The sequence below is a fragment of the Streptococcus sp. NSJ-72 genome (genome assembly GCF_014334035.1).
Classification (GTDB): Bacteria; Bacillota; Bacilli; order Lactobacillales; family Streptococcaceae; genus Streptococcus; species Streptococcus constellatus.
The window spans coordinates 1,420,487-1,433,088 of sequence record NZ_CP060489.1 but is presented as its reverse complement, the minus strand read 5'-3'; the positions used below and the strand labels follow the sequence as shown (position 1 = coordinate 1,433,088).

15 protein-coding genes are annotated in these 12,602 nt (G+C 37.1%); 11 read left to right on the top strand and 4 right to left on the bottom strand.

The features are described 5' to 3' along the window. Nucleotides 1–20 precede the first annotated feature (20 nt). From H8787_RS07015 to H8787_RS07000, 4 genes are all read right to left on the bottom strand, one after another. The gene (locus tag H8787_RS07015; RefSeq protein ID WP_187327752.1) at nucleotides 21–1,385 is read right to left on the bottom strand and encodes an MFS transporter; all 1,365 of its coding nucleotides are present in this window, start codon (nucleotides 1,383–1,385) and stop codon (nucleotides 21–23) included. A gap of 114 nt (nucleotides 1,386–1,499) precedes the next feature. Then, on the bottom strand, nucleotides 1,500–2,315 hold the full coding sequence (locus H8787_RS07010) for a TIGR03943 family putative permease subunit (RefSeq protein WP_003068707.1): 816 nt from the start codon (nucleotides 2,313–2,315) through the stop codon (nucleotides 1,500–1,502). Further along, nucleotides 2,312–3,217: a permease gene (locus tag H8787_RS07005; RefSeq protein WP_003068710.1), complete on the bottom strand. Its 906-nt coding sequence runs from the start codon at nucleotides 3,215–3,217 to the stop codon at nucleotides 2,312–2,314. Before H8787_RS07005 ends, H8787_RS07010 begins: the two co-directional genes overlap by 4 nt. Beyond that, nucleotides 3,214–3,354, bottom strand: a complete 141-nt coding sequence (locus H8787_RS07000; protein WP_102989260.1) for an SPJ_0845 family protein — start codon at nucleotides 3,352–3,354, stop codon at nucleotides 3,214–3,216. Before H8787_RS07000 ends, H8787_RS07005 begins: the two co-directional genes overlap by 4 nt. Before the next feature lie 142 nt (nucleotides 3,355–3,496). On the opposite strand from H8787_RS07000, the gene H8787_RS06995 reads away from it, so the two are divergent. The 11 genes from H8787_RS06995 to H8787_RS06945 all read left to right on the top strand — a co-directional run bounded on the left by H8787_RS06995 (nucleotide 3,497) and on the right by H8787_RS06945 (nucleotide 12,595). Next, entirely contained in the window at nucleotides 3,497–4,357 is an 861-nt protein-coding gene (locus tag H8787_RS06995; protein WP_119056383.1) for a DNA adenine methylase, read from the top strand. Continuing rightward, complete coding sequence (locus H8787_RS06990; protein ID WP_187327751.1) at nucleotides 4,350–5,162, top strand: DNA-methyltransferase; 813 nt, start codon at nucleotides 4,350–4,352, stop codon at nucleotides 5,160–5,162. Before H8787_RS06995 ends, H8787_RS06990 begins: the two co-directional genes overlap by 8 nt. After that, nucleotides 5,146–5,718, top strand: coding sequence for a PD-(D/E)XK nuclease superfamily protein (locus H8787_RS06985; RefSeq protein WP_070669406.1), 573 nt, complete (start codon nucleotides 5,146–5,148; stop codon nucleotides 5,716–5,718). Before H8787_RS06990 ends, H8787_RS06985 begins: the two co-directional genes overlap by 17 nt. A gap of 18 nt (nucleotides 5,719–5,736) precedes the next feature. Further along, nucleotides 5,737–6,642: a type II restriction endonuclease gene (locus tag H8787_RS06980; protein ID WP_187327750.1), complete on the top strand. Its 906-nt coding sequence runs from the start codon at nucleotides 5,737–5,739 to the stop codon at nucleotides 6,640–6,642. 229 nt (nucleotides 6,643–6,871) lie between these two features. Next, nucleotides 6,872–9,001, top strand: a complete 2,130-nt coding sequence (locus tag H8787_RS06975) for a Tex family protein (RefSeq protein WP_187327749.1) — start codon at nucleotides 6,872–6,874, stop codon at nucleotides 8,999–9,001. Continuing rightward, on the top strand, nucleotides 8,988–9,437 hold the full coding sequence (locus H8787_RS06970; protein ID WP_070484549.1) for a SprT family protein: 450 nt from the start codon (nucleotides 8,988–8,990) through the stop codon (nucleotides 9,435–9,437). Before H8787_RS06975 ends, H8787_RS06970 begins: the two co-directional genes overlap by 14 nt. 104 nt (nucleotides 9,438–9,541) lie before the next feature. Then, complete coding sequence (locus H8787_RS06965) at nucleotides 9,542–9,814, top strand: PspC domain-containing protein (protein ID WP_003072339.1); 273 nt, start codon at nucleotides 9,542–9,544, stop codon at nucleotides 9,812–9,814. A gap of 49 nt (nucleotides 9,815–9,863) precedes the next feature. Further along, nucleotides 9,864–10,385: an NUDIX hydrolase gene (locus H8787_RS06960; RefSeq protein WP_039677198.1), complete on the top strand. Its 522-nt coding sequence runs from the start codon at nucleotides 9,864–9,866 to the stop codon at nucleotides 10,383–10,385. Between the two features lie 110 nt (nucleotides 10,386–10,495). Then, entirely contained in the window at nucleotides 10,496–11,428 is a 933-nt protein-coding gene (gene hprK, locus H8787_RS06955; RefSeq protein WP_187327748.1) for an HPr(Ser) kinase/phosphatase, read from the top strand. Beyond that, entirely contained in the window at nucleotides 11,421–12,194 is a 774-nt protein-coding gene (gene lgt, locus H8787_RS06950; RefSeq protein WP_039677197.1) for a prolipoprotein diacylglyceryl transferase, read from the top strand. Before hprK ends, lgt begins: the two co-directional genes overlap by 8 nt. A 17-nt stretch (nucleotides 12,195–12,211) precedes the next feature. Beyond that, nucleotides 12,212–12,595 (top strand): DUF948 domain-containing protein, encoded by a 384-nt coding sequence (locus H8787_RS06945; protein WP_003068734.1) that lies wholly within the window; start codon nucleotides 12,212–12,214, stop codon nucleotides 12,593–12,595. Nucleotides 12,596–12,602: the final 7 nt, after the last annotated feature.

The window sequence follows — 12,602 nt, the reverse complement described above, 5'->3', positions numbered from 1 at the left end:
TTTATTTTATCATAAATTGATTAAAATTTCCGAGTTTTGGTAGCTCGAAATAAAGAGTAAAAGAGATAAAAAATAAGGATAACAAGGAAGAAAAGGAGTAGAAAGACAAGATGCACACCGGTCGTTGTATTAGGAGATTGATTAACGATTATAGCAGCGATAGCTGTTCCCAAAGCACCGGCAAATGTTTGAGCCGTTTGAAAGAGTGCTGTAGCATCTGGTGATTTCTCACGGCTAATCTGTGAGACAGATAGAGCCATAGTGTTATTGAATGCCATATTACGCCCGATTGTAAAGAAAATATAAGTAAGAATAATCAGTGGTAGCGTTAAGGATTCCGTAAAGAATGCAAAAACGGAAATAGCTAAGAAAAAGAGAAGATTCCCACCATATAGGGAAAGTTTTGCTCCTTTGTTATCATACAATTTTCCTAAAAAAGGTGCTGAGAAAGCTCCCAACATTGTTCCGGGCAGCAGTGCAAAACCAGCAGCAGAGGTAGCTTCGTGTTTTACTAAAACTAAGAAATTAGGAATCAGAAAATTGGCTGATAAATTTGAAAATTGGTAAAGGAAGAACGGAATGATTCCAAGTAAAATAGCTGGATTTTTTAAAATACGAATATCTAAAAAAGGATGTTCCACTGTTAAACTTCTCCAAATGAAAAGTAGAAGTGATAATAAAAAGATGATGACGAAGCTCCAATTAAAACTACCTTCTTCTAAGCTAGAAATCATCATGATAGAAAAAGTCAGTGAAAGTGTAAGAAGCAAGAAAGAAATCCACTCAAAAGGACGTTTTTGTTTATTGGGGGTATTTTCTAAAAAGAAAAATCCTAGAATGAACGAGATGATCGAAACTGGCATGATGAATGTGTAAATCATGTGCCAATCAAACAAGCCAATCATAAAGCCGCCGTAAGTTGGACCAATTGCAGGTGCTAGGCTGATCACTAGCCCAGTCAGTCCCATATAAAAGCCAATTTGACTGCGTGGAATCCGTTCTACAATCAAGTTAAACATTAACGGTATGGCTATTCCAGTGGCAGCGCCTTGTAGAATCCGCCCTAGCATTAGTAGGGCAAAATTAGGAGCAAGCATCGCCACACCATTTCCGAACGTAAAAGTAACTAGGCTGGTGAAGAGAATTTTTCGTTCAGAGCAGTTGTGTGCTAGTGTGGCTCCGAGTGTAATCGTAATGGAAACAGCAAGCAAGTAGCCTGTCGTAATCCATTGCAATGTGCCAAGGTCTGTATGAAACACTTTCATAAGATGCGGAAAAGTGACATTCATACTGGTTTCAGAAAGAATTCCAGCAAAAGCAATTAGTGCTGTGGCAAAAATGGATAGCAAGGTTTTTCTTGAAACAGGTTGGTTGTGTTCTGACATAGTATCTCCTAAAATTATAAATCTCTCTTATTTTATCATAATTGCTCACAAAAGAGCATAATAGGAGACCTAGAGAAATAGTTCTCAGGTCTTCTTTTGTTTATTCAATGTGGGTTAAAAGACACGATAGACATAAGGATTGCTAGGTTTTTCAACTTTCTTGAAACTATCTACTTCAAGCATTGGTAAACTTTGGCCTAGCTGTTTGTGGTAGCGAATCGTAATTTTCCCACTCGCTCTTATCCAGGTGTTATTTTCGAAATGCTCAGTATTTCCAGTTGTCAGAAGTCCATAAACCCCCGAATCGGCGATACAATGAATAATGCCAAAGCGGAACAAAAATTGACTTTTAGCATCACTTGGATCATTATAGACGAAACCGGTAAATTCTAGTCGTTTTCCAGCAAATTCATCTGGATAATCATAAAGAACTTCCATGACCTCCATATAATTTTCATTCGTAACAGAGATGGTATCTTTTTTCAGATATTTTTTGGCGGCTGCTCGCATTTCTTTCTCATAAGCACTTTTAGTGAAATAAGTGCTGGTATCAGGTTTTAGATACTGATTGGTAGTGCCTTCATCAGCTTGAATGTTTTTTGAACTACCGTCAGCTAACGGGAAATGGTAACCTTTAGCAGAAACGGTCGTAGAGTCTAAACTGACTGTTGGAAAGAAGAGAGCCACCAGCAACGGTACGATGAGAAAAGCAATACTAGCAAATTTTGCCGAACGACTCGTCAGATGGCTGTGTACTTTCATTTTTTTCATCCAGACAATGAGCTGGACAATGGCTAGCACGAAAGAAAGAACCATTGAAATATATGCCAAATAAGAAAAATGCATATTGATGTATTGATTGAGCTTGCCAGAAAGTTGCAAATACATGGTAATTTCAAAATAACCAGCTAAAATTAGAAAACGAATCATAGCACTACCCCCACAAGCCAAGAATAAATGACGACAACTAAACTAACAATTCCAATAAATTGCCAGATGAATCGTCCTTTGAGGTAATTTTTCATCATGAGGATATTTTTCACATCTAGCATTGGTCCAATGACGAGGAAAGCGAGAACTGGTGCTAAGCCAAAACTAGAAATGAGCGAACTACCAATAAAGGCATCTGCTTCACTGCAAAGTGAGAGAAGAAATGCAAGCACCATCAATAATAGAATAGCCATAAGTGGTGTTGCACTAATGGAAGTCAGAATGCGTGTAGGCACATAGACTTGAACGATACTGGCAAAGAGACAGCCAAAGACTAAGTAACGACCTGTATCGAAAAATTCGTCAATAGATTGCACAAACACTTGAAATACTTTCTGCGCTTGATTCAAATGAGAAAAGTCATGCTCATGCCGAATAACTCGATTTTCTTTTTGAATATTTGCAGTATTGAGAAAGCCAAAGAAAATTCCTAGAACAATTGCTACAATAATAGAACCAAGCGCTCTGAGCAAAGCCATCTTAAAGGAATTCCCGAAAGCAGAATAGGTCGCAAAAAGAACAATAGGATTGATAACAGGTGCTGTCACCATAAAAGGCACAGCCGTGTAACTCGGTACTTTCTTTTCCAAAAAGCGATTGATAATAGGGACAATTCCGCATTCGCAAGAGGGGAAAATAAAGCCAATAAACGTACCAAAGAAAATCCGACCCCATTTATTTTTAGGCAGATAGCGATAAACTTTGTCTGGTGTGATATAAACCTCTATAAAACCTGAAATAATGCTCCCAATCAGCACAAAAGGCAGTGCTTCAATAATAATGGAGAGGAAAATCGCACCGGCTTGCAGCACACTAGGCGGCAGTTGATGGAAAAAGTTCATGACTTTTTAGCCTTTTGCTCTTTTTTCATCTTTTTTTCTTTTTCATCAGGAAATTCTACTTTTTCAATTTTAGGTAACGTTGCAAATTCTTCGAACATTTTGTCTAAATCATCTGAACGCGTAAATTTAATAGCCATAGCAGCCTCCTTTTTCTTTTTTACTATTATACTATCATTTTGAAGATTATGGTGAAATAAAGTCACGAGAATCATTATCCGTTTGTGTAATAAGGCTTGGAATGTGGTATAATGAAGAGAATATGTGTATAAGGAAAAAAACATGTCTTCAGATACTGATGTAAAATTAAGATATTATAATCTCCAGCCTTTTACCAAGTGGACTGGGGGGAAACGCCAACTTTTGGGAGAGCTGAGGAGTTACATGCCTGGGAACTATAATCGCTATTTTGAGCCTTTTGTTGGTGGTGGCGCTTTATTTTTTGATTTGGCTCCTGAGCAAGCGGTTATCAATGATTTTAATGAGGAGCTAATCAATGCTTACCGTCAGATAAAGGATAAGCCAGTTGACTTGATTGATTTACTGTTGGGGCATAAAGAAAATAATAGTAAGGATTATTATTTGGAATTGCGGGCAGCCGATCGAGATGGTCGGCTTGCCAGTATGACAGATGTAGAACGAGCAGCGAGAATTCTCTATATGCTTCGGGTTGATTTTAATGGCTTGTATCGAGTTAATTCAAAAAATCAATTTAACGTTCCTTATGGTCGCTATAAAAATCCAAAAATAGTAGATGTGGATTTAATTCACCAAATTAGCGGTTATTTGAATGAAAATGATATAGAGATTTTGCAAACAGACTTTGCTGATGCAGTTGCAGGAGCCCAAACAGGAGATTTTGTCTATTTTGATCCCCCTTATATTCCTCTAAATGAAACGAGTTCATTTACTTCTTATACTCATGAAGGTTTTTCTTATGAAGAACAAGTTCGTTTGAGGGATACCTTTAAGGAATTAACTGATAGAGGAGTTTATGTTATGTTGTCAAATTCTTCCAGTCCTTTGGTGGAAGAACTTTATCAAGATTTTAACGTCCACTTTGTCGAAGTGCAGCGGACTAATGGTGCAAAAAGTTCGAGTCGTGGAAAAATTTCAGAAATCATAGTAACAAATTATGACTAATTGCGAATACAAGTATGGGGGTGTTTTGATGACAAAACCATACTATCATAAAGACAAAACTATTCTGGTTCATGCAGATACCTTTGATTTTTTACAAAAAATGAAGCCAGAAAGCATGGATATGATCTTTGCAGATCCTCCATATTTTTTAAGTAATGGTGGTTTTTCTAATTCTGGTGGGCAGATTGTTTCAGTTGACAAAGGTGACTGGGATAAGATTTCTTCCTTGAAAGAAAAGCATGAATTTAATCGACAATGGATAAAATTAGCAAAAGAAGTTTTAAAACCCAATGGAACGATTTGGATTTCGGGAAGTCTACACAATATTTATTCCGTTGGTATGGCTTTGGAACAAGAAGGATTTAAAATTCTTAACAACATTACTTGGCAAAAAACAAATCCAGCACCGAATTTATCTTGTCGCTATTTTACTCATTCTACAGAGACGATCTTGTGGGCACGTAAGGATGATAAAAAAGCTAAACATTATTATAATTATAATCTGATGAAAGAAATCAACGGTGGTAAACAGATGAAGGATGTCTGGACAGGATCTCTAACCAAAAAAGCTGAAAAATGGGCAGGAAAGCATCCGACACAGAAACCAGAATATCTCTTAGAACGGATTATTTTAGCAAGTACCAAAGAGGGCGATTATATCTTAGATCCATTTGTAGGTAGTGGAACATCTGGTGTGGTTGCTAAGCGATTGGGACGTAGATTTATAGGGATTGATGCAGAAGAAGATTATTTAAAAATCGCTAAAAGAAGATTGGAGAAAGAAATTTATGACCAGAAAACATAATAAAAGCGGTGGGGGTTCTCAAACAATTATAAATGGATTAAAATTTGAAAGAGATACAGATTTTTCTGAATTGGTTGATTCACTTCCAAATTATGAAGTTAAAGAAATTAATTTTAATGATAAAAAAATAACAAAAGGTTTTGAAGTTTATAGGAAAGGTATGGATAAGCTTGTGGGTAAGATTATGCCTCAGCTTCGATTCTATGATTTTTTAAATGAAATAAATATCAAGAATACAAATTCTAAACAGTGGAAACCTGATGAAGTATTCGTTAATTTTGAGAATCACACTGTATATATTGTCGAGAAAAAATGGCAAGAAAGTGAAGGGAGCGTTGATGAAAAGTTATTGGGTTTTGGAAATAAAAGACGCCTTTACCAACGTTTGCTAGACGGTATTGAAGGTGACGAACCTTATGCAGTTCAATTTATATTTGTAGGGAATAGTAGTTTTTTTGGCAAGCAAAGATATAAAGATACATTTGAAATGTTAAGAGGTGACGGTATTAAAATTATGCTTGATGAGTATGATATGAATTTTTTCGGATTATATTAGAAGCTAAAGGATAAGATAATGAATTTTCAAGAATATATTACCTCTTCACCTAAAGAACGTTTAAATCACTTTTTGAATACTCTTTCAGTAACCAATCGCACTCCAGAATACTATGTTAACTGGGAGAAGGTTAGTCGTGAAACAAAAAAGTTTGAATTGGAACTGAACACGTTGAATTACCTAATTGGTAAAGAAGACATTTACAACGTTGCTTTAGAACTTTTTCAAAAACAGCCTGATTTGTTAAAGGCTGTACCTAGTTTGATTGCCAGTCGTGATAAAATTTTAGATATTCTCGTTATGGATAACGACGATAATATGTCTTTTGAACGATTAAATTTTAAAAAGATTGATACTAATAGATTGGTAGAGTATCTTGATTTTATTGAACAATCTGGTTTGTTAGATTTTCTTCAAAATCATGCAAATCGTTCTTTGGTAGATTATGTTTATGGAGTAGAGTCAGGTTTAGATAGTAATGCTCGTAAAAATAGGAGTGGAACAACTATGGAAGGAATCCTTGAGAGGAATGTTGCGAAGGTGTGCCAAACATATGGTTTAGAGTACAAAGCTCAAGCAACACCAGCTTTCATTAAGGAAAATTGGAGGATTGTCGTTCCAGTTGATAAATCTGAAAGACGTTTTGATGTAGCAGTGTTTTCTTCTGAAAAGAAAAAATGCTGGTTGATTGAAACAAATTATTATGGTGGAGGTGGCAGTAAACTAAAGGCGGTAGCTGGAGAGTTCACTGAACTAAGCCAGTTTGTCGAAACTTCTGATGATGATGTAACCTTCATCTGGGTTACCGATGGACAAGGGTGGAAAACTGCTCATTTACCATTAGCGGAAGCTTTTGCTCACGTTCCTAATGTTTTTAACCTTGAGATGCTTAAGCAAGATTATTTGGTTGAATTATTAAAATAAAAATTGGGACTTTTAAACAAATATGGAGAAGTATAATCACTAACTTTTCAAAAGTCTTGTTTTAAAATATCACATATGTCATTTATACAAATTGCTATATGTTTTATGAATATTAGGTGTCATACAATTTAAAAATAGAAAATTTTTGATAAAGTAAAATAGCCATAAACCAAGAATGAAGTAGTAATTGGATTTGGACGACTGGAAGAGGTATGATATAATATTTTTTATGGAAACAAATATTATTGAAATCGCACAAAGTTTAAATGTTAGTCAAAAACAAGTTGAAAAAGTTCTTGAATTGACAGCTGAAGGCAATACCATTCCTTTTATTGCTCGTTATCGGAAAGAGATGACGGGGAATTTGGATGAGGTGGAGATCAAGGCAATTCTTGATTTGGATAAAAGCCTGACAAATCTCAAAGAACGTAAAGAAGCAGTGTTAGCTAAGATCGAGGAGCAAGGAAAGCTGACGGATAAATTACGTGCAGCTATTGAAGCAGCTGAAAAGTTGGCTGATGTGGAAGAACTTTATCTTCCTTACAAAGAAAAACGTCGGACAAAGGCTACGATTGCGCGTGCAGCAGGACTTTTCCCCTTGGCGCGGCTTATATTACAAAATATTAGCAATCTTCAAGAAGAAGCCATTGGTTTAACTAGTGAAGCATTTCCAACGGCAGAAGCGGCTCTATCTGGAGCTGTAGATATTTTGGTGGAAGCCATTTCGGAAGATGCCCAACTGCGTGCATGGACCTATCATGAAATACTGAAAAATTCAAGCATTGTTTCAACTTTGAAAGATGCAAATTTGGACGAAAAGCAAGTATTTCAAATTTATTATGATTTTTCTGAAAAAATTGCGGATATGCAAGGTTATCGGACCTTAGCTTTGAATCGGGGTGAAAAGCTAGGTGTTCTTAAAGTTGGTTTTGAACATAATGTAGAAAAAATCATCCGCTTTTTTGAATTGCGGTTTAAGATTAAAAATAACTACATTCATGAAGCAATCCAGCAAGCAGTGAAAAAGAAAATCATTCCAGCTATGGAACGTCGAATTCGAACAGAATTAACTGAAACAGCGGAAGACGGTGCTATTCAGCTATTTTCAGACAATCTTCGTCATCTGCTCTTGATTGCGCCACTCAAAGGGCGCGTAGTACTCGGTTTTGACCCAGCTTTCCGGACAGGAGCTAAGCTAGCAGTCGTAGATGCAACTGGAAAAATGCTGACAACTCAGGTTATCTATCCTGTTCCGCCAGCAAAAGCAGCACAAATTGAAGCTTCTAAGCGAGAACTGTCAGACTTGATTGAACAATTTGGCGTTGAAATTATCGCTATTGGAAATGGAACAGCCAGTCGAGAAAGTGAAGCATTTGTTGCTGAAGTGCTGAAAACTCATCCCAATGTCAGCTATGTTATTGTAAATGAAAGTGGTGCATCTGTTTATTCAGCTAGCGAATTGGCGCGGCACGAGTTCCCAGATTTGACCGTTGAAAAACGTTCGGCTATCTCGATTGCCCGGCGTTTGCAGGATCCGCTTGCAGAGTTGGTTAAAATTGATCCAAAATCAATCGGTGTTGGGCAATACCAGCATGATGTTAGTCAGAAGAAATTATCTGAAAGCTTGGATTTTGTTGTAGATACCGTTGTCAATCAGGTTGGCGTTAATATCAATACTGCAAGTCCCTCTCTTCTCTCTCATGTAGCAGGATTGAACAAAACGATTTCTGAAAATATTGTCAAATATCGTGAAGAAGAAGGTATGATTCATTCGCGTGAAGATATTAAAAAAGTGCCTCGCTTGGGTGCTAAAGCATTTGAACAGGCAGCAGGTTTCTTACGGATTCCCGAAAGTGACAATATTTTAGACAATACAAGTGTTCACCCAGAGAGTTATCCAGCTGTTGAGAAATTATTCCAAATGCTAGCAATTAAAGACTTGAATCAAGATGGTCAGGAAAAATTACAGTCATTGGATGTAGCCAAGGTAGTTACCGACTTGGGAATAGGGGAAGCAACACTTAAAGACATCATTGCAGACTTACTCAAGCCAGGTCGAGATTTACGTGATTCGTTTGATGCACCAGTTCTTCGTCAAGATGTTCTTGATATAAGAGATTTACAAATTGGACAAAAATTAGAAGGTGTTGTACGTAATGTCGTTGATTTTGGTGCTTTTGTGGATATTGGTATTCATGAAGATGGCTTGATTCATATTTCGAAGCTCAGCAACAGCTATGTCAAACATCCAAGTCAAGTTGTCTCTGTCGGTGACTTGGTAACCGTTTGGGTAGATAAATTGGATATAGAAAGAGAAAAGGTCAATCTTTCCTTGGTATCGCCACATGAATCTAACTAACTATGTTAGACAAGTTTCTTTGGAAGATTTTGGCAAGGAATTTCATCATGAAGCTGATTGGAACAAGCGTCTCCTCTCAACGGGCGGACGCTTTTTTCCAAAAGACGGTCATCTCGATTTTAACCCTAAAATCTATGAACAGTTTGGCTTAGAAACCTTCCGAAAAATTGTTCGTCATGAACTTTGTCACTATCATCTTTATTTTGAAAAGAAAGGCTATCGACATAAGGATCGAGATTTTAAGCAATTATTGAAAGCTGTGAACGGTTTGCGCTACGCACCAACTTTATCAAGACAACCAACTGCAAAAATTCTTATTTACCAATGTCTGCATTGTCATGCACAGTACCATAGAAAAAGACGGATCAATACTGCTCAGTATTGCTGTGGCAGTTGCCAAGGAAAACTCATTTTTGTCAGACAGTTGCAGTCTTAATGACTATTTTGGAGAAATAATCAGAAATCCGCCTAAGGACGGATGGCATGGTGGTTAAAATATGCTACACTAATTCTAGTATCAATGAAAGAGGCTGAATGATTATGAAAACACAATTCTATAAATTACGCCGAAATAGCGCTATATCAGGAGTCTTAGCTGGTTTGTCTGACAAATTTGGTTTGGATGTTGGTCTCGTTCGCTTTTTATTCGTTTTATTTACTATCTTTAACTTTGGCTTAGGGATTATCATCTATATTATCTTAGCCGCTGTGATGCCTTACAAGGAAGATGTGGAAGAAGAAATGTATGGAACAGGACCTCGTAAGCGCAAAGAAGCAGAAGCTATCAAAGAAGAAGATGGTTGGTTTTGGTGACTATAATAGAACGAGACTTTGTTTATATATGTAAAAAGGGGTTCAGGAAATGGACTCTCTTATTTTTGAAGGAGAAGAGATGGAATATTGGGATGCTTATGATGAGTATCGGGAAAAAGTTGGATATAAATTGCTCAGAGGAGAAGAGATTCCGGAAGGGAAGTACCATCTTTGTGTCAATGTCTTTGTTCGTCATATAGATGGGGAATTTCTCTTAATGCACCGCAGTCCAAAAAAAGAAATTCATCCTAATTATTATGAGTTTGGTGCAGGGGGAAGTGTGCTGGCTGGTGAAGATAGCATGACCGCAGCCTATCGTGAATTGTGGGAAGAAACTGGTCTAATTCCTAGAGAACTACAACTGATTGAGAAAGTGACGTCATCTAACGATCGCTGTCATTTTGATTTTTATGAGGCCATCGTGGCAGAGAAAACGGTGAGGTATCAAGAGAGTGAAACGGATGGTCACATTTGGTTGAAGTCTAGTGAGCTTCGATATTTTATGGATCGGTATCCTGTATTTCAAAATCAAAAACAAATTGTAGAACAAATGATTCAGTCAGAGGATTGATGGGTACTACAGATGTTTGAATCCATTTTCTTTGCAAAATCAAAGATGAAACTCTCTTTTAGTCTGAAAATTTGCTATAATAGATAAAGAAATTATCAAAGGGGAAAAATATGGCTGTAAGGATCAAAGATCTATTAAAAAAAGTCAGATTAAATGTGGTTTATGGTGATGAGAAAATGTTGGAAAAAGAGATTACAACATCTGATATTTCTCGTCCTGGACTTGAAATGACAGGTTATTTTGACTATTACACACCAGAACGTATCCAGCTAATGGGAATGAAAGAATGGTCTTACTTGATGAAGATGACCTCTCACAATCGCTATCAGGTTTTACGGAAAATGTTTGAACGAGACACTGTTATGATTGTGGCGCGTGATCTGAAAGTACCTGATGAGATGTTGCAGGCTGCAAAGGAAAATAAAATTGTTGTTCTCAGCAGCCGCACACCGACGAGTCGTTTATCAGGTGAAATTTCTAGCTATCTAGATTCACGTTTGGCTGAACGAACCAGTATTCATGGCGTTCTAATGGATATTTATGGCATGGGTGTTCTGATACAAGGTGATAGTGGAATTGGAAAAAGCGAAACTGGACTGGAGCTAGTTAAACGCGGGCATCGTTTAGTCGCAGATGACCGTGTGGATATCTACGCGAAAGATGAAATGACTCTCTGGGGTGAGCCAGCTGAAATTTTGCGCCATTTACTTGAGATTCGTGGCGTTGGGATTATTGATGTTATGAGCCTTTATGGGGCAAGTGCTGTAAAAGATTCATCACAGGTTCAGTTGGCTGTTTATCTGGAAAATTATGATGTCAATAAAACATTTGACCGCTTGGGAAACAATGGTGAGGAGTTTGAAGTATCAGGTGTGGCTATTCCAAGAATCCGCATTCCTGTGAAAACGGGTCGCAATATTTCGGTAGTGATTGAATCGGCAGCGATGAATTACCGCGCAAAAGAAATGGGCTTTGATGCAACGAAGACATTTGAGGAACGCTTAACCAATCTTATTAGTAAAAATGAGGTGGCTCATGATTAATCCAATTGCATTTAAGATAGGGCCTTTTAGTATTCGTTGGTATGCGATTTGTATTGTGACAGGTTTGATTTTAGCTGTCTATCTAGCTATGAAAGAAGCACCAAGGAAAAAGATTATTCCAGATGACATTCTTGATTTTATTCTTGTTGCATTTCCTCTGTCGATCGTTGGGGCTCGCATTTACTATGTCATTTTTGACTGGAACTATTATGCTAAAAATCCTGCTGAGATTTTTGCTATTTGGCACGGGGGAATTGCTATTTATGGTGGTTTAATTACTGGAGCGATTGTCTTATATTTCTTCTCCCAACAAAAATTCATTAACACACTAGACTTTTTAGATATTGCTGTTCCAGGTGTAATGATTGCTCAAAGTCTTGGGCGATGGGGCAATTTCTTCAACCAAGAGGCTTACGGAGCGATTGTTAAACGTTTGGATTACTTGCCAAGTTTTATTCGCAACCAAATGTATATTGATGGGCATTATCGGCAACCAACTTTCCTTTATGAGTCGGTTTGGAATTTGTTAGGATTTGCTTTAGTGATGGTTGCGAGAAGAAAGAAAAATTTCCTCAAACGTGGAGAAATGACTGGATTTTATCTTATTTGGTATGGAATAGGTCGCATGGTGATTGAAGGCATGCGAACAGATAGTCTCATGTTTGCGGGCTTGCGTGTGTCACAATGGTTGTCTGCTGTTCTAGTGGTCGCAGGAATTATTCTTATCATTTACCAAAGAAAAAAAGCAGATACCCCTTATTATTAAAAAGTTAGGAGAAAAAGATGCTTGAAATTGCTTATAGTTTAGTGGCCCTTGCTTTGATTGCTTTGATTGTTTACACGATTTTCTTAGTCAGGAAAATCTCAACTGTCGTTGATGAAACAGAAAAAACAATTCAGGTATTGACAACGGATGTCAATGTGACACTCTATCAGACAAATGAATTGTTAACCAAAGTGAATGTTTTAGCAGATGATATTAACGGGAAAATGACAACAATTGATCCACTTTTCACTGCAGTTGCAGATTTGTCAGAGTCAGTTTCAGATTTAAATGATTCTGCTCGTCATTTGAGTAAAAAAGCTGCTACAGCAGGTAAAAATAGTGTAAAAGCTGGCGCAACTTTATCGGCCTTACGGATGATTACAAAACTATTTAAAAAATAAGAAAGAA